Annotated in this window: 22 protein-coding genes; 13 read left to right on the top strand and 9 right to left on the bottom strand. The window is 55.7% G+C overall.

The annotated features are described in order from the left end of the window. The 4 genes from traM to MUN79_RS29575 are packed head-to-tail and all read left to right on the top strand — an operon-like array spanning nt 1 to nt 3,244. Nucleotides 1–1,401: a conjugative transposon protein TraM gene (gene traM, locus MUN79_RS29590; protein WP_244678568.1), complete on the top strand. Its 1,401-nt coding sequence runs from the start codon at nt 1–3 to the stop codon at nt 1,399–1,401. Nucleotides 1,402–1,425: 24 nt separating this feature from the next. Next, nucleotides 1,426–2,295 carry a hypothetical protein gene (locus MUN79_RS29585; RefSeq protein ID WP_244678567.1) on the top strand — a complete coding sequence of 290 codons (870 nt, stop codon included), beginning with the start codon at nt 1,426–1,428 and terminating at the stop codon, nt 2,293–2,295. 6 nt (nt 2,296–2,301) lie between these two features. Beyond that, nucleotides 2,302–2,841: a hypothetical protein gene (locus MUN79_RS29580; protein WP_244678566.1), complete on the top strand. Its 540-nt coding sequence runs from the start codon at nt 2,302–2,304 to the stop codon at nt 2,839–2,841. 13 nt (nt 2,842–2,854) lie between these two features. Further along, nucleotides 2,855–3,244 (top strand): hypothetical protein, encoded by a 390-nt coding sequence (locus MUN79_RS29575; RefSeq protein ID WP_244678565.1) that lies wholly within the window; start codon nt 2,855–2,857, stop codon nt 3,242–3,244. A 56-nt stretch (nt 3,245–3,300) separates the two neighbouring features. Here MUN79_RS29575 and qatD read toward each other — a convergent pair whose 3' ends face one another. From qatD to MUN79_RS29550, 5 genes are all read right to left on the bottom strand, one after another. Then, a complete protein-coding gene (gene qatD, locus MUN79_RS29570) occupies nt 3,301–4,050 on the bottom strand; it encodes a Qat anti-phage system TatD family nuclease QatD (protein ID WP_244678564.1) in 750 nt (249 codons plus the stop codon). A 3-nt stretch (nt 4,051–4,053) separates the two neighbouring features. Continuing rightward, nucleotides 4,054–5,451 carry a Qat anti-phage system QueC-like protein QatC gene (qatC, locus tag MUN79_RS29565; RefSeq protein ID WP_244678563.1) on the bottom strand — a complete coding sequence of 466 codons (1,398 nt, stop codon included), beginning with the start codon at nt 5,449–5,451 and terminating at the stop codon, nt 4,054–4,056. Nucleotides 5,452–5,459: 8 nt separating this feature from the next. After that, nucleotides 5,460–6,362, bottom strand: a complete 903-nt coding sequence (gene qatB, locus MUN79_RS29560) for a Qat anti-phage system associated protein QatB (protein WP_244678562.1) — start codon at nt 6,360–6,362, stop codon at nt 5,460–5,462. 3 nt (nt 6,363–6,365) lie between these two features. Beyond that, the gene (gene qatA / locus MUN79_RS29555) at nt 6,366–8,270 is read right to left on the bottom strand and encodes a Qat anti-phage system ATPase QatA (RefSeq protein WP_244678561.1); all 1,905 of its coding nucleotides are present in this window, start codon (nt 8,268–8,270) and stop codon (nt 6,366–6,368) included. A 513-nt stretch (nt 8,271–8,783) separates the two neighbouring features. Beyond that, nucleotides 8,784–9,044, bottom strand: a complete 261-nt coding sequence (locus MUN79_RS29550; protein WP_244678560.1) for a hypothetical protein — start codon at nt 9,042–9,044, stop codon at nt 8,784–8,786. Nucleotides 9,045–9,690: 646 nt separating this feature from the next. Here MUN79_RS29550 and MUN79_RS29545 point away from each other — a divergent pair. The 4 genes from MUN79_RS29545 to MUN79_RS29530 all read left to right on the top strand — a co-directional run bounded on the left by MUN79_RS29545 (nt 9,691) and on the right by MUN79_RS29530 (nt 11,989). Continuing rightward, complete coding sequence (locus MUN79_RS29545; protein WP_244678559.1) at nt 9,691–10,059, top strand: hypothetical protein; 369 nt, start codon at nt 9,691–9,693, stop codon at nt 10,057–10,059. Nucleotides 10,060–10,080: 21 nt separating this feature from the next. Beyond that, nucleotides 10,081–10,452, top strand: coding sequence for a hypothetical protein (locus tag MUN79_RS29540; RefSeq protein ID WP_244678558.1), 372 nt, complete (start codon nt 10,081–10,083; stop codon nt 10,450–10,452). 1 nt (nt 10,453) lies between these two features. Beyond that, a complete protein-coding gene (locus MUN79_RS29535; protein WP_244678557.1) occupies nt 10,454–10,831 on the top strand; it encodes a hypothetical protein in 378 nt (125 codons plus the stop codon). Between the two features lie 69 nt (nt 10,832–10,900). Continuing rightward, nucleotides 10,901–11,989, top strand: coding sequence for an SMEK domain-containing protein (locus MUN79_RS29530; RefSeq protein WP_244678556.1), 1,089 nt, complete (start codon nt 10,901–10,903; stop codon nt 11,987–11,989). 246 nt (nt 11,990–12,235) lie between these two features. Here MUN79_RS29530 and MUN79_RS29525 read toward each other — a convergent pair whose 3' ends face one another. The 4 genes from MUN79_RS29525 to MUN79_RS29505 form a co-directional block, all read right to left on the bottom strand. Beyond that, complete coding sequence (locus MUN79_RS29525) at nt 12,236–14,557, bottom strand: DUF262 domain-containing protein (protein WP_244678555.1); 2,322 nt, start codon at nt 14,555–14,557, stop codon at nt 12,236–12,238. A 6-nt stretch (nt 14,558–14,563) separates the two neighbouring features. Next, complete coding sequence (locus tag MUN79_RS29520) at nt 14,564–16,336, bottom strand: DUF262 domain-containing protein (protein ID WP_244678554.1); 1,773 nt, start codon at nt 16,334–16,336, stop codon at nt 14,564–14,566. Nucleotides 16,337–16,742: 406 nt separating this feature from the next. Further along, a complete protein-coding gene (locus tag MUN79_RS29510) occupies nt 16,743–17,651 on the bottom strand; it encodes a helix-turn-helix transcriptional regulator (protein ID WP_244678553.1) in 909 nt (302 codons plus the stop codon). Between the two features lie 157 nt (nt 17,652–17,808). Beyond that, nucleotides 17,809–18,105 (bottom strand): hypothetical protein, encoded by a 297-nt coding sequence (locus MUN79_RS29505; protein WP_244678552.1) that lies wholly within the window; start codon nt 18,103–18,105, stop codon nt 17,809–17,811. A 489-nt stretch (nt 18,106–18,594) separates the two neighbouring features. Between MUN79_RS29505 and MUN79_RS29500 the strand changes: the two genes are divergently transcribed. From MUN79_RS29500 to MUN79_RS29480, 5 genes are all read left to right on the top strand, one after another. Next, nucleotides 18,595–19,002, top strand: a complete 408-nt coding sequence (locus MUN79_RS29500; protein ID WP_244678551.1) for a hypothetical protein — start codon at nt 18,595–18,597, stop codon at nt 19,000–19,002. Between the two features lie 109 nt (nt 19,003–19,111). Further along, nucleotides 19,112–19,420: a hypothetical protein gene (locus MUN79_RS29495; protein ID WP_244678550.1), complete on the top strand. Its 309-nt coding sequence runs from the start codon at nt 19,112–19,114 to the stop codon at nt 19,418–19,420. Nucleotides 19,421–19,453: 33 nt separating this feature from the next. Then, the gene (locus MUN79_RS29490; RefSeq protein WP_244678549.1) at nt 19,454–19,924 is read left to right on the top strand and encodes a hypothetical protein; all 471 of its coding nucleotides are present in this window, start codon (nt 19,454–19,456) and stop codon (nt 19,922–19,924) included. 4 nt (nt 19,925–19,928) lie between these two features. Beyond that, entirely contained in the window at nt 19,929–20,360 is a 432-nt protein-coding gene (locus tag MUN79_RS29485; RefSeq protein WP_244678548.1) for a hypothetical protein, read from the top strand. A 60-nt stretch (nt 20,361–20,420) separates the two neighbouring features. After that, entirely contained in the window at nt 20,421–21,089 is a 669-nt protein-coding gene (locus tag MUN79_RS29480; RefSeq protein WP_244678547.1) for a hypothetical protein, read from the top strand. Nucleotides 21,090–21,275 lie beyond the last annotated feature (186 nt).

Raw genomic sequence — 21,275 nt, 5'->3', positions numbered from 1 at the left:
ATGGAACCCATCACTCCCTCAACCTCCGACAAGCGAACCGTTTCCAATTCGGAAGCCGAGCAGCCCGCTCCGGCCTCTGTCCCGGTTAAGCGCACCCCTGCTGAGCTCCTCCGCGCCAACTGGATGGTGCTGGCCGGCCTGCTGCTGGTGCTCATCATCGGCGGCCTGCTGCTGTGGCTGAAAGCCGCACAGCGAGCCGCCCAACAGGAGCGCGAACCAGTGGCGGCCGCCTCGGCCAACATCGAGCCTGAAATTCCTTCAGTGGAAACGGCTCCTCTGGCGCCGGCTGCCTCGCCCTCCGCCCAGATAGAAGCCCAGCGCCGCGCTGAGCAGGATGCCCAGAGCGCCCCGGCCCGGGCCACCGACCAAGATGTCGTGGACGTGTTTGCCGTCGATACCACCGGCCTGGCCCTGCGCAAGCGGCGCCGCGCCCAGGCGGCCGCGCAGGCCGCGAGCCGCCGGGCAGAAGCCGCCCGCCTGGCCGCGGCCGACGTGGACACCATCGAAGCCACCATTCAAGACCCCACTACCGGCTCCTATCAGGCGCAGACGCTGGTCGTACCCCGCCGGCGGCTGACGGCCGGGGGCGGCAATGGGCGCCGCACAGGCGCTGGTTCCGGCCGGGCGGGCCGCAGCCTGGTCCCAGCCCGCGACGTAGATGGCACCCCGTTTGAAACCGACCCGGACGTGTTGGCCATGCTGGGCTCCTCGCCGCCTGAAACCCGCGCTGCCTACGAGCGCATGACCGGCAAGCGCTACCGCGACCCCAACCAGACCGCGCAGCTGCTGGCTACCCGCATGAGTGCCCCCGGCATGGATGGCTTCAATACCGTGAAAGTGGGCAACTCCGCCCGCCTGATGGCCCAGGGCAGCCAGCGCGAGCAGCAGCTGGCGCCCGATGTGTTTTACAAGTGCGTCATCAACGGCGAGCAGAAGGTGCGCACTGGCTCGGTGGTTATCCTGCGCTTGCTGGAAGACGCGGTGGTGTCCGGGGTGACCTTCCCTAAGAATATGGTCTTTGCCGGCGTGGCCACCGTGGGCACCAACAACGTGACGCTGGAAGTGAACCGCCTGGGCCCGACGCGGGTGCAGGCCGACATCTACGACTTCAACTACATGCCGGGCATCATGATTGACCCGGTGAAGCGCGTGGCCCGGGAAGCGGGCATGGCCGGCAACGAGCTGCAGCAGCAGACGACCCAAGAAATCAGCACGGCCATCGACCGCTCGGCCTCGGCCGCTAACTCCGTGGTGGGCGTGGGCGGCCGGGTAGCGGCCTCGGTGCTCTCGCGGCCCAAGACCCGCACCAAGCTGCGCGACGTGCTGCTCCCCGATGGCTACCTCATCCTGATTACCACGGCAGCGGCCGGCCAGCTCGGCCCGGAAGCGGCCGTGCGCTAATTCTTCCACCTAATTGATACGACGATGAAAAAGACGCTTTTGCCGGCCCTCGTGGCCCTGGCCCTGATTCTCGCTCCCACGAACGACGCCACGGCCCAGGCTGTCGTGAACGACCCGCTGCACATGGGCGTGCACATCGGCGAGTTTGCCAAGCACCTGAAGCAGTGGACCGAAACGGTCAAAAACTACCAAGTCATCAAGGACGCCAAGCAGATTGCCGGCGTTACCAAGGACATCACCGACGAGACCTTGCAGCTGCAACGCCAGGTGCAGGCCGACCTGCGCAAGGTGCAGAGCATTCAGGATTTGCGCCTCTCCAACCCGCAGGAGCTGTTTGCCCGCGCCCTGGCCATGTCGGGCCGGGCGCAGAGCAACCAGTACATGCCCGTGTTTCAGAAAGCCGAGCGTCTGCGCCAGGCCCTGCAGCTCAACAATCCCCAGCAGGATTTGAATACGGTGTACGACGTGTTTTCGCGCTTCGGCTCGGGTGCCACGGCCGGCAACAACCGCATGAGCTCCCGTGAGTACCAGCTCAAGCGCGAGGAAGCCGCCGTCTCCACGTTCGCCTACGAGGAGATGATGCAGAAAAAGAAGATTGCCACCGCCTTCGGCTACTACAAGATTGCCGACGAAATGACCCAGCAGAGCATTGAGATGAACGCGACGCTCAAGAACCCCGGCCGCTACGCCATGACCGAAGGCGAGCGGATGGTGGCCCTAAATACCTCCAACGACAACATGATTAAGGCCATGCAGCTGCGCCAGGAAGCCGACCGCCTGCTTGCCGAAGCCGCCCAGCCCGGCCCCTCTCGGCAGGCGGCCGAAATGGTCTATTCCGACATCCTGGTGCAAAACGCCCTTATCAAAGCGGACCGCGCCCGCCCCCGCAACTAACCCTTCATGAAAAACCTATTGCTAGTGGCCCTGCTGCTGGCGGGGGCCGGCGCCGTGCCAGCCTCCGCTCAGCGCCACGTCCGACACATTTCCAGCTGGGGCGCCCACCTGGGTCGCTCCGAACAAGGCAGCTACTACGAGCTGAGCTACACCAGCATGCTCACCAACCACCTGGCCCTGCGCGCCAGCGGTCTGCGCGAAACGGGCACGCTGGATGGCCGCGGCAAGTACACCAGCTACGCGGGGCGGCTGCTGCTCGCTCCGCAGCTGTTCCGCCTGGGCGAAGTGGCCTACGTGCACCTGCTGCTCGGGGCCGGCGCCGGCTACGAGCGCACCGGGGAAAACGGCACCGGCGAGCTGCCCACTGACGCCAAGCAGACGCAGCGCTTCACCTACGGCCCGCAGGCCGGGGCGGAAGTGGACGTGTTCCTGGGCAACCGCTTCTCGTTGGTGGCCACCGCCACCAAAGGCTACCTCTTCAACAATTCCCTCCTCGACCAATGGCCGGGCTACGCCAGCGCCGGCCTGCGGTACCACTTCCGCTAAATCATTCTGCCCTATGAAACGACTAGCCACCCTACTCCTGAGCTGCGCGGCCCTGGCCACGGCCAGCAACTGCGCCAAAGACGACGCGACGCCCACCGGCCCCAAAGAATACCAAGTGGAGTACCGCATTTCTTCCACCACCGTCCAAGCCTCGGACTACATCAGCTACGACAACGAGAGCGGCGGCACCACCACGGTCAACAATGTCCCGCTGCCGGCTTCTTACCGCTTCAAGCGCACCATGAAGCAGGGAGACCACCTCAGCCTGCTGGCCAGCCTCAACGGCGGCACGGCCGCTTCGGAAATCACCGCGGCCATCCTGCTCGACGGCAAGGAAGTGAAAAAAGAAACCGGGCGCGGCACCAATGCACAGGCGGTACCGGTATACGTGATTGGGAAGTAGGATATGGAGATAATCGCATCAATTTAGAATGTACCCATGCCCCGGAGCATTGGAAACTAATGTGTTGCCTTCAGCAAGCCAGAAAAGTTTTCCCAGACCAAGTGTAAGCACTCCTGCTCTTCCATTGCCCACTGATTACTCAACATCTTCATTGTCTTTCGCAACGAGGTAAGTCGGTCCGGTACAGCAGGTGAAAAAGTAAACGGCGCATCCGTTTCCGTCAGCAATTGGCTGCGCGGAATAGACTTTAGTAGTGCAGTTGATGACTTGCTGGTGAGCATAGCGTGATTCACCGAGAAGTAGAAGCCCAGTTCTACCGCCCGCCGCAATTCCGTTAAGTTGCCAGAATACCAGTGTAGAATGACCTGATGCGGCGTATCGGCCAGCCCAGTGGCCAGTTCCTGAATGGTCTCGACGGCAGCCCGGCGGGTATGCACCGTTAGAATTTTAGCTGGGCTGGTGCGCAGTACAGCCATCACACCGCGCAGCACGAGCAATTGAGCATCCCGTTCCTGTTGGTTGGTAGTCGTACCATCAAGGCCAATTTCACCAATGTACTTCGTCTCGGTGCAAAGTGCTTCAAACAAGGCCATTTCGTGTACCCGCTGGCCTGCTAGCTCTGGGTGCAGTCCTAATGCCAATCGGATGTTGCGGCACGAGCGAAACAGCTGCTGGTTAGGTCGCCACAGGAACGGCGCATTCGTGACCGAAATAGTCTTTATTGGAACCGCATCCTGCTCGGCTACTGTCTGCTGAATGCCCGGGAATAAGTCCAGGTGACAATGAGTGTCAACGTACCAGGCCATGCATTAAGGAACTACGGTTACCCGTCGCAGAATGGCTGCTACCTCTGCCAGCCCACGCCGGTACACGTCGAGTGACTGCTGCGGGTTCGTGAGGGGACCTGTCAGCTGGATGGCCGCGGCTAAGTAATGGGGGTCGGCCTGCGTCCGGGCCAGCATATATCGGAGCGCCAAGACGTTCTCGCCCTTCGCCCCTTTATTGGTGGCATTGGATGTGGACGCGTGCAGGGTGTCGCGATAAATATCAGTGCGATACTGCCTGTCCGCCGGCAGCAAGGCGTTGTCGTCGCGGATGCCCGCTTTATGCAGGGCTGCTCGCCGGATGATGCAGGGCACACAGCGACCGCAGTGCCGGGTACCCACGCCCTCTAAGCGGGCGTTGCGCGTCGCGGGCCGACTGCACGACATCGTATTGACGCTCGCGGCGAAAGCTGGGTCTGAGCAGGTAGCAAGCATCTCACCTTTCGTCAAAAATTCAAAGGGGTTGTGCACCGTCGTGTTTAGCCCCAGGTTATCCATCAGCGACTGCACCAATTGCAAATAGTAGGGATGGGTAGTGCGGGTGCTGTAGGCTCCCATCCGCAGGGGAGAGAGGGGCAGGTTCAAAGTGATAAAGCCGTTTTCCGGAATCCACAGATTTTTCCGGGCCGGACCGGGGAGGGCGGAGGCACAAGCCGCTCCAAGGGCCAGAAAGAGAAACGAGCGGCCACGCTCGGTGCTCTCACCGATTACGGTTTCGTGAGTGCGCCGGGGCTTGTTTACACGCACGAAAGCCTTTATCAATTCCAAGTTTAGCAACGGATAGTGAGCGCGAAGAGCCTCAGCTGCCTGGTTCCGAAAATCAGAAACATCACTGCTTTTCGCGTGCCCGACCAAGAGAGGCTGCACCCCGGCATCCAGCAGCTTCATGGCCCCCAGAAAGCTATCCATACCCCCTGAAAACAAGCATACGGTATCCGTTAGATACGTAACCGGTTTCATGCTGCGCCGTGCCACTACAATGGCGGCCGAACTCGGCCGAAAGGTCAGCTTCCACAGGTCGCCGGTAAGAAAGTTAAGTATGGTAGCCAGCAACTCAGCCTGCGCGTCCCAGACGGCTACGTCGCTTACAGGCACAAACAACTCAAACTGGCGCGTCCACCCGTCATCGGAGTTTGTGTAGCGGTCGACAGTTGTATCGGCTGCGTAGGCAGCGCAGGCCACGGCCAACCAGTCTAGGCTCAGGGGCGAGGGCTGGAGCCTTACCCGCCGCAACGCCACCAACAATTCGCTCAGGCTGATGGCTGGCTGACCGGAACCGGGACGTTGCACGTCGAAGGTATAGAAGTTGGCAAACCGGGTAGGGTCTGCGCCGGCCCCCTGGTCGGTTTCCCCAATGCGTAGTTCAATTCCACTGGTCGGCATAGGACAGACTAGTTAGCGGTGGTAATGGCGTTGAGGGCAACGAAATAAATGCGCTGGATTTCCCGGTTTAGGTTGGCTGGGTCGGCCATAGATTGTGTCAGTTCGGGCAAGATGCTACTGTGCACCATTCCGTTGACTATCTGATACAGTTCCTGCTGCACACGCAGCGAGTCGGTTGGATTGGCCGTGGCCACGGTTTGTGAGCGTCCAATGTCGCAGATGAGCCGCAGCACAATGCTCTGCTCTAAAAAAACGGCCAGCATCTCGCCCGCCTGTGCCTCTGTCAGGTGCTCCAAGTCCAGGTCAGGCATGTCTGCCACCACGCGCGTAATGGTGTCGGCGTAGGCTTCGCGGGTGATGGCATCGTCGAGCAGCGCGGAAGCGCCGCACACGTGGGTCATCAGGGCTGAAAGCACGGTCACCACCGGTTGCCCAACCAGTTGGCCCAGATTCAACCGGGTCAGGGTCGCGGCCAGCCCTTGCTGTCGAATATCGCCCAACACTGCCCCAAAAGAAGCAACAGCGCGTCCTGAGCGGCTGAGCCGTCGGGCTCCCGTACGTGCCCCGCCAAGGCCCTGAGCCACATAGTTCTTTACCGTGCGGCGCAGGCCGGAAAAGTTATTGGTTTTAACCGCCTTCTGAAACCCCCGCTGGCTGGTGTTGAAACGGTTGGCAGGCAGCGGTACCGCCGGCTGCGCCCCCTCCTCGTCGGCCGGTTGGGTCGGGCTAGTGGTCTCGTCCGAGTCTACTCCATCGTCCGTTGGGGACGGTTCTTCCACCGGCCCAGTTGGCTCCTGCTGCGGGCCAACCGGCTCGGTTGCTGGTTCCACTTCGGGAGGAAGGGGCTCAATCCAGTCGGGAATCAGCGGGATGGACGGCTTCGGGCCGCGGCGGTTGGCAGAGGTTCCCACGAGTTAGTCAGCAGTTTGCATTTGAGAAAGAAGGGTTTTCAAGGTTCCGCTCACCTGCGGGTCTTGCTGTAGATTAGCCAGGAAGGTACGGCGGGCGGCTTTTCCATCAGGCGTCGTGAAGAAACCGAATTTGGTGCCGACCCACACTCCCAGGTCCTTAGCGGCCACGCTATTCATCATGGCGATAAGAGGTGCTTCCAATGCTGGCTGCTGCTGCACTAAGTACACTAAGCCATCCACCGCTTTTGGCACCGTTTGCCAATCTCCGGTCGTCACGGCCTCGCGCTGGAGTTGCTCGAATAACAGCCGGGCCTGGCTGGGAGTAAGGGCTTTTGCATCCGCCTCGTGCTTCACGAATTGCATACGCACACCAGTCAGCAGTGCCTGGTAGAGCGGCATGAGCGCCGGCGGAATCTCCTCACCCGGTTGAAAGCTCAAGACCCGCTCACGGGAAATGAAAATGTACGGCCGCAAATCCACTTCTGCCAGGGCAGGCGCGAACTGCGCCCATTGCCGTAGCGCTTCCTCAACTGCCGGAGCCGTAGCAGCCGGCGTATCGTGCTTGGATTTCGCTTTCGGCTTGGCATCCGCCACAGGTTCGGGTTCGGTGGCTTCCAGTTGTTGCACAGTAGCTGACCGCCCGTCTGGGGCAGCCGTCACGTCGGCGACTACGGCTTCGTATTGCTCAGCATGGAAACGCTCCAATAGCATGAGTTTGGCCAGCACGTCGAGTTGCACCTTTTGCTCTAAGCCGTAGATACGTGCCACGCGCTGGCGCATGAATAAAGTATTCAAAAACCGCTTGACATTGCGCGGGTTACCGCGCAACTCCTTGGCCAAGGTGCTTCCAAGTTGCTCGGCAACATTGAGAATGTTGCGCAGGTCTTGATTGGAACCTCCCAACTGCTCGGTAATGAAGGCGTAGGTCAGTTCCTTGTTGTCATAGGGCGTTTCACGGGCTTGCTCAAAGGCCGTGCAAATTTCGGCCAGCCGGGTTTTATCGTGTTGCAAGTGGTTTTGCAGCAACAGAAACCGGATGTAATTCTGCGTCTGTAGCGCGTTGAGCGAAGGCACTCGAATCGGAATCTGAATCAGCTTTTCCAAGTAGTGCTTCGTGTACTCGGCCTGCGACACCGGTAAGTCGGGAAAGTGGCGGCGCACGGCATATTCAATCATCTGCTCGTCGGTGGCCAGGATAAAGGCTGAACCCTCCACGAACAGAAACAGCTTTACCGCCTCCAGAATGTCAATAACCGAGGTGGGCAGGCACCGGTCAAGGTCGTCTACTAAGACTACCAGTCGCTCTACGCCAGCTTCTTTGATGAGGGCCTGCAGTTCATCACGAAAAGCCTGAATCTGCGCTGGCACGGTCGCTTGTTCCGGTTTTAACCAGTCTTCTTCCTCTGCCTCCACCGTCACGTTCACGGTTGTGCCGGCGGGCTTGGCTTCCTTGTCGGCGAATAAATCCTTGGCGCTGGCCAGCAGGCCGGGCAAACCGAAAAGGGCGGCCGGCGACATTCCCGTGGCGGCCGTCATCGCCAGGCTGCCGGCGACCTTGGCAGCTTTCAGCCAGTTGATGCGCTTGAACAAACGCTTGCCCATCGCCATGGCCGATGCTCCCACCGAGCGGCGGCTCAACAAGGCGTGCACCACCGCTTCCATCAGAGCCGATTTGGTATCGTCATACCCTTGGTAAAGCCACCCGTTAAACGTCAGGCACAAGGTTGTATCATCGTCCTTCAACTCCGCCTCGATAAGCGACAAAATCGAGGTTTTGCCCGCGCCCCAACTGCCGTGGATACCAACGGTAAGTGGGCGCAACTCTTCCTCCCGTAATATCTCTACGATGGTTTGAGCGATGCGCCGATGTCCTAAGAGGTCAACGTTTGTTTCTTTGTCGTTCCACATTGGGAAAAAGCCTGGGTGTTACTGCAAAATCATCAACTACTTATCAATGCTCACGCTAGCTAAATGCTTGACGGTAAATAGCCGAAGAAAAGCCATTTATACTATTGCCCGGTCAGTCTCCCCCGACGAGAAGCGGCAGTTACTGGAGCAGTTTGCCGTCCTACACGCAGGTCAAAAGATTTGGCGGGTTAAGATGCACATGCCCAAGCGGCACATGCCGTTTGTTCAACACAGCAATATCCTGTTTCGTAGCAGCAAATTAGTAGTCAATGAACTGTTAATCGAATTTGATACTTCAACCATTACACGCAATAGCGCAGAGCAGAGTATAGTTTGGGAAGTTATGCGTAGATTTTTTGCCACGCAATTACCTTGACTGCAGTTTGCAACAGAATCAGGGTTTACAGCAATGTCATCCACTTCGGCTACAGCAAGACGACTTTATGAGCGCCCTTAATACTGGAAAAGCCCGGCCAAATTTATGGCCGGGCTTTTCTTATAGAGTGAGTGATGCTACTCTGTGCTGGTTAGTTCCTGCTGCAGGCAGGCGAGCAGCTGCTGGTAGGATTCCGGACAGAGCCGGATGGCCGGCTCCTGGGCCGTGCAGTACAGCAGTATGGGGTCGGCCAGCACTACGGCGCGGGCCCAGGCAACTTCGGGTACCTCAGCAGTGAGGTTTAGCAAAGCGGTGAATTCTTCTTGAATAAGCCGAATCACCAGCGCCTGCACGGTAGGGCAGATGCTGGAAAAGCGGCGATAGGGGCTCGCAGCCATAACAGTAACGTCAACGGAAAGGAATGAAAACGCTCCGCCTGCGACCAGTTGAGGGGCCCGGCAGGATACAGTGCAGCTGCCCAGCCGCCCAGAATGGGGCGGTGGCGTGCTGCTTTTCAGAGGGGTGCGTTACGCGAGAGAGCCCACAAACAGGGCGGGCCGCTGTTGGATGGGCAACGGCTGCCGGAGAGCCCAACTCAGCCAGTCGGCCAGAAGGCCAACTGAGGAAGGGCAACTATGCACAGCGTAGGATTTCAAAGCCAGCATACTCGGCAATCGGTTTAACAGGCAAATCTAGCCAATATGGCCACACCAGACGGTAGTTTGGCTTTCATGCCTGCAAAATTGATGGAATCCAGGGCCTGTTTTTGCCAAATGAGTTTTCGTTTTCGCACTGCATCCAAGACCCTACCCGGCAGTTACCGGGAACGGTCTGAACTACACACTTACCTGAACGCGCACGCTTTGGGGCTGGCAGCCAGCATCTGAAATGCCCGTGGCTTCTCCTTATTGGAAATTATTCGCCAATTTCATTCCCCTACTGGAATGTTATCCTCATTAGCTACATCTAAGGCTCCGTTAATGGAACAACCGCACACCTGGGCCAACCTGCCGGAGCTACTTCACCAGGTCGAAACGGACCTGCGTGACCCGACCGTGTATTACTTGCTGGGCGCCCATTATTACGACCGCGACAACCACCCGCGGCGCCGGCACTACCCGGCCGTTTTTTTCCCTGCACCACAGCGAGGTTGCCAACCTGGAAATCGGGCCTGATTACGTGGCCTTCGACACAGAATTTGTGCGCTACCCGGAAGACGACGAGCTGCACGCCCCAGGCCCGTGGACCGACCGCTTCCGGGCGACCATCCTCTTCGACCAACTCTACCAGCTGCTGCGCAAGGTAGTGCCCGCCGGACAGGATGTAGGCGAAAGGCTTACCTTTCAGTCAACCGACGCGGTGTACTACAACGAGCGGATTCACCGTGAGAATTACCCGACCCGTGGGTCATGAATCAGCCGTAAGCACAATCCTATGCCCCGCGAGCCGCATCCGTTAGTTGCCGTTTTGCACCAGGTGCAGGCAGGCCTTTCCACCCCGCAGCATCATTACTTGGTGTGCACAAACTACTTTCAGACCGAAAGCGGGCGCGTAATGCTCGGCACCCTGCACCTGCACCAGAGCACGGTCTGGCAGCTGGAAATTGGCGCGGAAGAATTTACTTGCGAAGTGCTGCTTGATGGCAATGACCTAACCCATCGCTCGCCCATCCGGGTATCCTACGAGCAGGTCTGGCAGGTACTGCAGGGCGACGGCCCGCAGTTTAACGGCGGGAAGCGGAAGGGCATGCTGTACGAAAACACCCGCGCCCTCGCGGCTTTCGCTCAACAGGGCCCAGTTGAATAAGATGGAAGAGTTGCTCCAGCCCCGCCACCCACTCGACAAGCACCACCAAGCCCAACTGCAGGCTCTGGAGCAGTTGCCCGAAAGCCAGCGGGCCGAGATGGCCCGCCTGTTCCGTCTGGGTAACGCTACATACCGTTATCAGCATCTGGCCGATGGGGAAGTGACGGAAGAAGATTACCAGCACTGGCTGGAAGGATTGCCAGAGGGTTTTCGCAAGGCCATGGAAAAGGACGGCTTCGAAGGCTCCAAACGCAGCCTAGCTCTACGCCGGCACGCGCTGGAGCGGCGCGACATGGGCTATTCGGCTTTTATGGAGGCCATTCTATCACCAGAGGATTGGGCTTTTGAACAGCAGCAACGCGCTGCCGCTGGTCTATAGTAGGAATTGCCATTCGATAATCTGTCTTGCCTCATCAGTTTTTTCCAGAAATGCCCCAATCCTTGGTAAATGATTAAAAGAGAAGAAGAATTAAAGAAGATAGTACGCGAACTGACCCGCTGGGAAGTAGAGCTTTCAAACCGTAATGCTCTCAACCTGTATGATGCTAACCTCTTTTCGGAGCATACCATCTGCCGCCTGCTCAATAGCGTGTATGGCTACAATCTGCACAATATCAATCTGGTGCAGAACAACTTCCCTGCTATTGACCTGGCCGACAATTTTAACCGGGTAGCCGTGCAGGTGACGACCGCCAAGGCCACCAAGAAAATTCAGTACACCATCGACAGTTTCCTGGCCAATGGCCTTTACCAGGCCTACGACCAGCTATTTGTGCTGATACTGGGCAAAAAGCAGAAGAGCTACCCAGCCTTTGATACCCAGCAGCGCTTCGCCTTCACCAGCGACCAGAATATCATTGATTTTCATGGGCTATTGAATAAAATCAATTCGCTGCCCACGCCTAAAATCGAGGAAGTAGCCAAGATTCTACTCTACGAAAACCAAAGCGGCACCAAGGCAGCACCGAGGCAAAGCAGTGCGGCCAAGCTTAAGAAGAACCTAGCCCTGCGGGATAGGATGAAGAAGGCCCTGCTGAAAAACCTCGACCACGAGTGTTGGGAGCACGCCTACTACGAGCCGTGGGTCAAGTTTCGGTACGACAGTGTCATCGTACGCTCTGTGGATGACCGCTCCTATCCCGAAGTTCGCCCTACCCCCGGCAGCCGGATTGACTCCTGGCTCAAAATGCAGTTTTGGGACTTTTACGACAACGGCATCGAGTTCATCGGCATGGGCGGCAAGGCCATTTTCGATAAGAACGGAAAATGGGACCTGCTGGACTGGGACGACGAAACCAGAAAAAATAACCCAGCCTACACCGTCATTACTTACCACCCTTTCTACCGAATACCCTACGATTACATCGTCAAGCTGGACATGGAAACGGACCCGTATTCGGGCTACCCATCGCTCTATGTAGAATACGCAAAGGATGGCATGCCTTACGAAGATATCCTGTACGGGCGAGCCGGAGTTTACGACACCAAGAAGCCAACTCTTCTCTTCGACAACACAATGCGCGAGAAGCTGAAGTAGCTACCGTCTTGATTATCGCCCCATGCTGCCACTAGTCAGAAGGACCTTACCTGATTAGGCCCTTCTGATTGGCAGGTAACCATCTAAAGCGGCCTGTTACTCCTTTGCTAACCGACCTCCTCCGCATGTGTCTGGCTAATTGATAGAGCCCTTAAACTGGGTCTGATTCATTAGTAAAGGACTCACTAAGCGGGTTCAAGGGCTCAAAGCGAAAGCTACGGCAAAATTTAATCGTGATGTTCAGCTTTAAACTACCGCAGGACTAATTCCGAACTTGTATAAATCATCTATGAAAGCCAGTGCAGTCTGTATCCGGTCTGTTGATGGGTCCTCTTGTAATCGCCCTTTCAAATCCGACTGTAAACCGTACATAGATGCAAGCTCCTCGGCAGGAACATAGCCTTCTGGCATGCGTACGCGCCAGCCATCATCCTCGCAGTAGAGCCCCACATATTGAGTAGCGCCTTCACCGCTTGACACTCTGTTACACCACAGAGGGGACTTGTACGCGTCACTTGTACCAGAGTCATACTCAGAGCACTTACTGTTATCAGCAACCAGCCCAATAACCGTGCGGACGTACGGATTGATATGAAATGCCCTCAATGAGGAGCGGCTCAGCAGACGCATCTCAAAGCTTGACTCCCATGCATACTGGCCGCTGGAGTCTTCAGTCATTCGCGGGTACTTGATGAAGTAGTAGCGCCAATCCATCTCCTGCTCTTTTGCTAGCCATGCGTCCACCATATTTAGAAGTCGCTCCGTAGCAGTGGCGCCAGGAGAGGATAGATAAGCTGATAAAAACCTTGGTAGCAAGTCTTTTATCTTGGTATCGCTGCTTGTAAGCATTGTATACCAGTTCTCATCGCTACCAAAAAAGTACTTGTCGCCTAAGCGTGAGCCACCGGTATTTAGCGAGTAATCGTCAATTGTAAGCCAAGCCCGAATGATTTGCTCCTGGCTAGCTGCGCCAGACCAAATCTCCTTGGCAGCGGCAGCAAAGTCACCTATGCTCTCCTGGTGTTCCTCTAAGCTCAAGCTGTGCAGCGACCCTTTGAATACAGCTAAGTCCTCTAGTTGATGTACTGCGCTCTTCAGGGCGGGGTTTTGGAGTATCAGCTTAGCCTTCTCAATCTCTGGAGCAAAGCGCGGGCCGCTTCTAAGCCTTGCAGGGATGCCTTTTGCAAGCAGCTCATATACGTTTACGCTCTGCCCAGTAGCTGACAATGAGACTAGGGCGGCGGCATCAGCCAGATAGCTTGGCATAGCGTCCTCTCGCAGTACCGGGCCAAACTTGGTGTCTTTCAGCTGTCGCACTCGCTCTAGCTGGTTTCTCACCACCCGTAGCAAGTCGTGTAGCTCAGGGTCGTCGCCGCGTAAGCTGCCAATGGTGACGCCGTAATTCAGCAGCGCAAACAGCAGCACCCTCACTTTGATATCCGGATTGGCTCCGTTGATGATACGGGTAAACAGATTCAGTCCTCCATCGAACAAGACAACCTTGTCCTCCTTCTGCGTCTTGGAGAATACTTCCCTAAAGAAGACGTCTGTATTTCTTACCTCGTCTGGACTAAGCAAGTCCAGCGCACGGAACAGGAAATGAACGTTATCCGCATCTGTATACACCTTACGATACAACTCAAACGGGTCAGCAGCCGCTTCTTCTTCCTCCTCTTGCACTTTTACGCCTGAGCGCCACACTCCAAGCATGGTGGTTACATATTCCAGAAAACGTCTGAATGCTGTATCCATCGAGTCTGGGGAGCCCTGCTGATGATGCCAGAATAGGTCAGTCCAAGGACCATCTATCCTTTGCGCGAACTCGCCTTGTCGCTCTGGGTGATGCAGATGCAGAAACTGGTCAAACTCTGCCTTCCAGTTCTCGAAGTCAGTCAGCGCCTTTCCACGGGCATTCATCTTTAGATAGAGGTCATCGGTCAGACCAACCTTGTCTAGCTCAAGAAACTGAAAGCCGATGAGCGGGTCCACGCTTTCCGTTAGCTGGTCAAATAGCCCCACTGGCGTTCCAAACTTCTCGGAGATGGCGTCGAGCATTGTCAACATTGCCTGCACAGTTGGGTCTCGCTGCCAGGCGGGCTGAAACCAGGCCGCGTCCCGCAGTTGCTCGCTAAGCGGCTGGTCAACCCCAAGGGTAATATCTGCAGGCTCGCACTTAGCCAGGCAGTCGCAGAATTCGCGGGAGCTGCTGCGCGTTTGGTAGGTGAACTTCTGCAGCACATGCTTTACCTCCTCCAAGCGCCCCTCTGCTACAGCGAGGTACCAATGCAGCAGGTAAAGCGTGGTCAAGCGCTGCTGTCCATCCAGTGGAATCATATACCGCAGCTTGGCTTCGTCTGGATGCTTAACCTCACCATAGACAAAGTCTAAGTCCAGGGGCTTTGCACGATTATTAGCTAGCAGCGTCTTGTGCAGACTATGTAAAAACTTGTTGCGTATCACCGCAGTAGTCTTGTCGTCCCGTCCCTGAGCATAATCCCGCTGAATGATGGGAATTCGGATGGAGTAGTCGTTCAATAGCGACCAGAAGGTGGTTTGAGTTGGCGACATGCTGGACTAGGCTGAGTGTTGTGTAGGCAAATAAGCTGCTAGAGTCGTTTTGATGGCCTGTAGATAGGCATTTCGGTCAGTCTCCGTCCAGTAGCTCAAGTGTCCGGCGTTATCAGTGTAGTATTTCAGAAACACGTTGCGGGTGGCGATTGGAATGAAAGACCCTTTTCTCTCTAGCTCAATAATCTTGGAGCGCTTCTGCGGAAAAGGGCCGTTGTTAAGGGCTGAGTTGTCGTTGGTGGTTAGCAGTGCCATGTTGGTGATATCATCCAGCTCAGGCGAGCCGAACAGCTCAAAAATCTGGTCTTGCACCTGCTCAAATCCATCTTTATCCAAGTCGTCCATCTGCAGCGCCTCGTCAATCGCCGCGACTACCTGCGCCGGAGAAAGTCGAGCACCGTCTTCTTTCTCCTCAACCGGCTGAGGCAGACCGATTGCTTCGGCGACGAAGGGCCGAATGCCACTAAGCCAGATGTGAAACTTCTCCGTGGTACTGAATCCAGGGTCCCGCTGTGCGTGGATATGCTCAAGGCTCCAGGTACGCGACTCGCTCCCATTGCCTTTGTAGTGATGAAATGGGAAGCGGTAGCTCTCTTCCTTATTTTGGCGGAGAGTCTCAACGTTAAACAACAGAAGCACACACTGCAGCGGCCATTTCTCCCTTGAGTTGCTATACCGTAAGTTTCCTATCTGGTAAGCTACCTTGGACTGAATGCGCTCCGTCAGATATTTCTTGAATCGTGACTTTGAGAGGTCTTTTGCCTTTTCTACCAGCGGCTCCAGCGGCTCCCTAACAGCAAGCAGGTATCCAATCTGATGGTATAGCTCGCGGTCTTCAAACCACTCTTGAAAAAGAAGGAACCTGTTTTTTACCTGTTGCCAGTACTCTGAAACCTCTTTGGCGGACAAGTCCTCTAGTAGCTCGCTGAACTTTCGGAAGGTTGCATATTCATCTTTATGGCTAGGACGCGTCCCTACCAGATTATTTAAGATGAACTCAATCCGCGTGGCCTGGCTATTTGGCTCACGATTGAGAAAATACCAGATTTCATCTCGCTGCAGCTCGGCCTCTATGTAGTCCCATTCGCTGGCAATCTCTGATTGACGCTTCTCAAACTCAATCGATTCAATACTTGCCTCCTTGCCGCGACGCTTTAAAAAAAGCGCCTTGACCAACTCAGCGTTAGTCAACGGAATCTTGCCGGAGTTAATCCGAATAAAGATATCATGAGGGTCATGTCCCTCGTCTATCTGATACCAGATGATACAGGTCTTTTTCAACAAGACCTGATAAAGCTCAACTGCAGCCATCGCCTTATCATCCTTCCCACGAATCCACTCATCGATACAGTCGTAAGCTTGGCTGATGTAGTAAAAGTCTATGTTCTCGTTGCTACGGGAAGCTTGAATATTCTGGAGAAACTCCAAGCTGCCGCTACGCGTGGCGTATTCCAGCGCAAAGGGGGTTTCTGCAGTTGGCAGAGATGCCGTCTTGATATAGTTCAGAATGATATAAATCGTCGTCAGACGCTGCTGCCCATCTATCAGCTCCCACTTCTCGCCTTGCTTCTTCACGATGATTGGCTGCAAGCAGTAGAACGAGCCTTGAACACCATGCTTATCAAAGTCTGCCAGGTCATCTAGCAAGTCTTCTACCTGGCGTGTGGTCCATCTGTATCCTCGCTGGTAGGAAGGGACTATAAAATGCTGATTGAGGAGCTTGCCGATTGGCTTTAGCTCTATCAGATTACTGTAAATCAGGATATCAGATGGGGTCATGCGATTAGGTGTGCTGGTGTTGAATGCACCCGGACTCAGGTCCAAAGTGACATTGACTCAATTCTTTATTTAGCTGACAATTCTATCTACATAACCGGCTCGTGCTTTCCCTTTGCAACACCGTTTGGATGGCGCATGCACGCGCCAGAGGTCAGCGCTGATATTGAGTTTGCCTTATGGCCGCAGTTTTTACACGTGTAGCTGGACTTTGTAGCACCCTCATAAAGGCTATGCTTACCCTTGGCTACACCAAGCGGATGGTGCATACAGGCACCAGAAGTAAGGGCAGCAACGGTATTAGCCTTGTGACCACAGTATTTACAGTAAACGTCAGCCATTGTGTGTTGGAAAAAAGTCTTGCCCACTCTGAGCAGTTTTCGGCGGCCCTGGTATTATAAAAGCGAAGCTAGCTGCCGCCCTTCACCGCCGCCGCATGAATCTGCTTTAGCTGGGCTCGGAGTGAAGCAGGAGCTAGCACTTGCACCTGGTCGCCGAGAGATAGCAACTCCATCAGCAGGTCATGGGTGTTATAGACAGTCAACTGAATCAGTAGCTCCTCATCCGTATCCACCATCACACGCTGTGAACTGTGTAGTGGGAATGACTTGAGGTATTGGCCCTGCGTTGGTTTCAGTGCCAGAACAATGTCCGCCGGTAGCTCATGGTCCGGGCGAATAATGCCAAAGCTGTGAGCGTAGTACGCCTCGGGCTGAAAATCCGCAGGAGGCTCAAATGAATTAGCAGTTGATTCCAGCGCCTGGATGCGGTCTAGTCCGAAGCACCGGAGGACGTCCCTAGCTGGGTCGTGTGCCAGCAGATACCAACGGCCTTTGAATTCTTTGAGCAACAGTGGGGAAACAGTGCGGGCCGAGGGCTCATCGTCCCAGAACTTGTGGTACTGAAACGCCACTTGGCGGCGCTGCTGCACGGCGCGCAGCAGCGGCTGCAGCCATTCCGTACCCAGGGGCCGCCGGGATTCCCACTGCACAAACGGGCTCAGTGCCGTTGGCAGCCGCAGGAATTCCTGTAGCTCAAAGGCATCGAGCAGCCGCTGGTAGCCTTCCGGCAGCGGGTCCGTCGAGGTAACCACGTAGCCGCCTGCTCGCCGGTCATGCGCAATCGTAACGCCGAAGCGCTCCGCGATTTTGGGTAAATCCCGCTGGAAGGTGCGCTGCGAATAGTTAGCGGCCAGGTCCCGCAGCGAAGTCTGCTCCAACAAGTAGTCGCGCAACTCCTCAAAAGGGACAGCCCGGCGAAGGCTCTGCAGGCGCAGTACCAGCAGTAACTGACGAAGAAAGTGGGCGTGGGTGGTCACGAAAAGGATAGGAGCTACCGTGCGATAGATGAAGTAAGCAGGCTATTCGTTTGGCGTAGTCGACAGATTAAAGAATAGCATAGCGTTATCAGAAAGCCATAAATCCGCACAAGGCAGGGTGCAATATAAGGATTGGCAATGAAGGGCAAGCAGGCATTTATGCAGTACCTTCCTCATTGGGCAGCATAGTTTCCAGCACTTGTAGAATCCTTTCTTTCACCCACCAGGCACCCCACCGGTCCAGTTGCTCAGAGGCAGCCCCGTAATGCTGCTGTGCCTGCTGCCATTCTTCTTCACCGGCCGCTACCAACTCAGCTAGGCTGAGCCCTTGATTCTGATATCGACTGGCCACGGAAGCCACGTAGAGCGCTACCGTAGCGGGAACGGCATGGATGGCTGCAGGTAGCTTGTGCACCTCGGTACTAGGCTTTGTGATTCGAATAGCGCGGAGCATGGGCAGTAATTAATAAGTCAGGCTGACTGGTCACGAAAGTGTAAGTCTACAGCGACAAAACATGTCGTTCTCGTTGCGTACAAAAACACCGGGCCCTTTGCGGGCAGCCATTCGGTATATGCTCGCTCTGCGCAGAGGTCCACTAAGCTTATAATCAACAGTGTAGCCTGCATTAAATTGGGGCAGCAAGCCTACAATCCCCCTTTGATTAGCGAACCATGAGACACCGATATCAGGAGCGCCCGAAGCCACCTATTAAGGCCAGCAAAATCATCTATTGTCTCTCGCTGGCCCGCCCGGCCTTAGCCAAGCTGCAGGGGCAAGCCCTACGACCCGCTTATCGAGGCAATCATGGCCATTGGCCCGGATGATAAGTCGCCCGCTAGCAAAACGCTGCAGGAGCAGTTTGGCATCACCGCGAGCAGGTTTCGAAAGTAGCTGGATACGCTGCACGAGGACTTTATTGCGGCAATTTCCACCGACGCCGACGTGCTTCAGTACACGAATGTGGAGCACATCGTGCACGTGCGCGGGAAGCAAGACGGGGTGAGCTTTCTGTGCCGGCTGCCAATAATACCCCGGGTAGGAGAAGGGCTTGAGCTTTGGTTCCTGATGGGCGAAACCGGAGAGGGTGCCTATTACGTCGAGGATGTGCGCTACGAGTTGAGCGATGACAAGATGCTGGTCATTGTCAGCGTGCGACCAGGCTATTTCGATGCCTACTTCTGGCAACTGCGGGCCCGCGCCAAATTCGAAGGCAAGCTCCCATATGAGCTGGAAGATGAAATGGGGGAGTATCGCACGCAGGATTATCTGCGCAAGCTGTACGAGTCTTCCCGTCCGGCTCCGGCCCCAACCTATACACCTCCCACAATACCGTTTAAGCGTCGCAGATGACCATCCTATTCAGGTACACACCTCAACTGTAGACGTTTTGCCTATCAGAAATTAGCAAATAAGCAGCTTGTTAACTTGCTTGAAAGTTCATTTGCTACCCAGCCTTATTATGCTAGCCAGTCGTACCCGCAAAAAAGCCTCCCAGAAGAAAGCCAGCGCGAACCGGCAACGCGAACAACAGCATCGGCACGCAGCCTTCAAACAAAGTTTAGGAGCCCTGCTCGACGGAGTGCCCACCTGCACGACCTGTGGTGGCGAACGGCTCGAAGTAACCCAAGCACAGGTTCCTTCCGAAACCTGGGAAAACATGGCTCCCATGCGAGCCAGCCTCGACGCCCAGGGATTGGCAGTGGGCCAAATTGCCTATTGTGCGAATTGCCAGGAACATTCCATCCTGAGCGACTGGAATTCCTTTTAGTTTACCCGGCCGATATTCACCAATAGACCTATCATGTTTGCATCCGAGCAACTGTCCTTCATTCGCTGGATGGAGGACAACCATTCCATTGACCAAGACCCTGTCTTGTGGAAGCACTTAACTCCCCGACAGCAGGATATGGCAGAAGAGTTGATTGAGCAGGGGGTGCTCGATACGGCGTTTTCCCTAGTGGACGGAGAGGACGAGCCTAGCGTATGGGCCGCCGGCCAGTGGGTTCATTACCAGTGGATGCGCCTTAACCCAGCATCCGCAGATGTTCAGCGGCGCTTTTTCACGCTCCACGGTGTTGATGACGTGCTTCACTACGTGATTCTAGCAGCGACAGAACCGCCGTTGAACATCAGGATTATGCAGCTAATCGCTCAGCCAGGAGCCAACCCTGCTTTCGCTGTCGTGCCAGTGGCTACGCAGGCCACAACCGTGCGGGAAGCGATGGAACAGCTCAACAAACAACCGACTCATCAAAGCGTTGCTATCTTCTGACCCTATGCCAACTAATGATTACGGGGGCCAAGGGGCTCCATCCTATAATAAGGGAGAATTTACCGTTGATTATTCGTTGAACACCGCGCGCTGGGGCCGACGAGAGCGGCGCAAGGTGTTCAACGAATACGATAAAGCCAAGGCTTTCTACGACAGCATAGACGATACTACCCGCTACGCAGAGCTGTGCGAGGCAAAGTCCCGAATTGCCTATTACTGTGGCGTACTGGAAAGTCGCAAAAGTGCGGCCGATACGCTCACCGTGCATACCGTAGCCAGCGAATTAGACGGAGCGACTATGATGTTTGGCCGCAATTTGAGAGGGAGCGGATGGAAGCTGCGAGTCGACTCCGTCAAAGAGTTGACCGAAGAGGAATACAACTTACTGGACCCTGCTGCTGACATTCAACTCGTGATACCGAAAAAACAACGGTAAGACTTCAATCTCCGGCACTACGCCAAAAGTAACAACTCACCCACACACCGTTTTTCCGACATGACTATCCTCAGCAGTGAAGAATTTAAGCAGCACTGTGCTGTGAGCTGGAAGCAGCTTATCGACCAGTTCTTTCCGGCAGGAGTGCCTGCGCACGCTGAATGGACTGATATTCCCGAAGTTGTCCGGGTGCTGAATCATATGTGCGCCATTCCAGGTATTAACGCACTGTTCCTGCCTCATAGTGGCTGGCTCGAAATATATGGCGCTTTCCTCGGGAAGGAATCAGGGCAAATTGAGCTGGAAACCAATGCGGACCCGCATCATAGCCAACGCCGCGTCTGCCGAGTTGCGAAATTGACTTTTGAAAGCTTCGACAATCCTGACGACTATCAATTCAGCTATTTCCGCATTCAAACGGCCCCGCTCGCGATTCTGCACAACGAGTACATGATGCCGGGCAACATGCAAGAGGAAGTTACCGAGCTAGGCCCCGGCGAATACGCCTCCCGAAGCATCTGGGATAACCGGTTTGACAACGATGATGCCCCATTGCCACATGCAGCCCGGCACATCGTTCGCATACTAGGCGGCAGTATGGTGCTGGTCCAGAAGATGGGCAATTATGCTCAGGCGAGTGGCACCGATGATGGCTTCCACGAAGAGTTTAGTGAGGACGAGTTTCGTGATATGATGGCGAACTGCAACCGTGATTACACTCGTGACTGAAAGGTCCCTTTTTCAGAGAACGGAAAGTACTGCGTGCTGATGGCTGAGGGAGTGTCAAAGATGACATCGTTCCCACCGCTCAAGTTCATCCGGCAAACTCCACCGAAAGTATCGAGCGAAGCACGTTAAGGAAAGAATTTATTTTAAGTTATGATAATGTTTACTTATCATAACTTATCTTCACCG

Origin of the sequence: Hymenobacter cellulosilyticus (genome assembly GCF_022919215.1) — a bacterium.
GTDB lineage: Bacteria > Bacteroidota > Bacteroidia > Cytophagales > Hymenobacteraceae > Hymenobacter > Hymenobacter cellulosilyticus.
The sequence above is the reverse complement of the archived record's forward strand: the minus strand, read 5'-3'. Positions and strand labels throughout refer to the sequence as shown.

Excerpts from the sequence above, each read along its gene's own strand:
- traM (WP_244678568.1), top strand. The coding sequence starts at position 1 with ATGGAACCCATCACTCCCTCAACCTCCGACAAGCGAACCGTTTCCAAT.
- MUN79_RS29585 (WP_244678567.1), top strand. The coding sequence starts at position 1,426 with ATGAAAAAGACGCTTTTGCCGGCCCTCGTGGCCCTGGCCCTGATTCTC.
- MUN79_RS29580 (WP_244678566.1), top strand. The coding sequence starts at position 2,302 with ATGAAAAACCTATTGCTAGTGGCCCTGCTGCTGGCGGGGGCCGGCGCC.
- MUN79_RS29575 (WP_244678565.1), top strand. The coding sequence starts at position 2,855 with ATGAAACGACTAGCCACCCTACTCCTGAGCTGCGCGGCCCTGGCCACG.
- qatD (WP_244678564.1), bottom strand. The coding sequence starts at position 4,050 with ATGGCCTGGTACGTTGACACTCATTGTCACCTGGACTTATTCCCGGGC.
- qatC (WP_244678563.1), bottom strand. The coding sequence starts at position 5,451 with ATGCCGACCAGTGGAATTGAACTACGCATTGGGGAAACCGACCAGGGG.
- qatA (WP_244678561.1), bottom strand. The coding sequence starts at position 8,270 with ATGTGGAACGACAAAGAAACAAACGTTGACCTCTTAGGACATCGGCGC.
- MUN79_RS29550 (WP_244678560.1), bottom strand. The coding sequence starts at position 9,044 with ATGGCTGCGAGCCCCTATCGCCGCTTTTCCAGCATCTGCCCTACCGTG.
- MUN79_RS29540 (WP_244678558.1), top strand. The coding sequence starts at position 10,081 with ATGCCCCGCGAGCCGCATCCGTTAGTTGCCGTTTTGCACCAGGTGCAG.
- MUN79_RS29535 (WP_244678557.1), top strand. The coding sequence starts at position 10,454 with ATGGAAGAGTTGCTCCAGCCCCGCCACCCACTCGACAAGCACCACCAA.
- MUN79_RS29530 (WP_244678556.1), top strand. The coding sequence starts at position 10,901 with ATGATTAAAAGAGAAGAAGAATTAAAGAAGATAGTACGCGAACTGACC.
- MUN79_RS29525 (WP_244678555.1), bottom strand. The coding sequence starts at position 14,557 with ATGTCGCCAACTCAAACCACCTTCTGGTCGCTATTGAACGACTACTCC.
- MUN79_RS29520 (WP_244678554.1), bottom strand. The coding sequence starts at position 16,336 with ATGACCCCATCTGATATCCTGATTTACAGTAATCTGATAGAGCTAAAG.
- MUN79_RS29505 (WP_244678552.1), bottom strand. The coding sequence starts at position 18,105 with ATGCTCCGCGCTATTCGAATCACAAAGCCTAGTACCGAGGTGCACAAG.
- MUN79_RS29495 (WP_244678550.1), top strand. The coding sequence starts at position 19,112 with ATGCTAGCCAGTCGTACCCGCAAAAAAGCCTCCCAGAAGAAAGCCAGC.
- MUN79_RS29490 (WP_244678549.1), top strand. The coding sequence starts at position 19,454 with ATGTTTGCATCCGAGCAACTGTCCTTCATTCGCTGGATGGAGGACAAC.
- MUN79_RS29485 (WP_244678548.1), top strand. The coding sequence starts at position 19,929 with ATGCCAACTAATGATTACGGGGGCCAAGGGGCTCCATCCTATAATAAG.
- MUN79_RS29480 (WP_244678547.1), top strand. The coding sequence starts at position 20,421 with ATGACTATCCTCAGCAGTGAAGAATTTAAGCAGCACTGTGCTGTGAGC.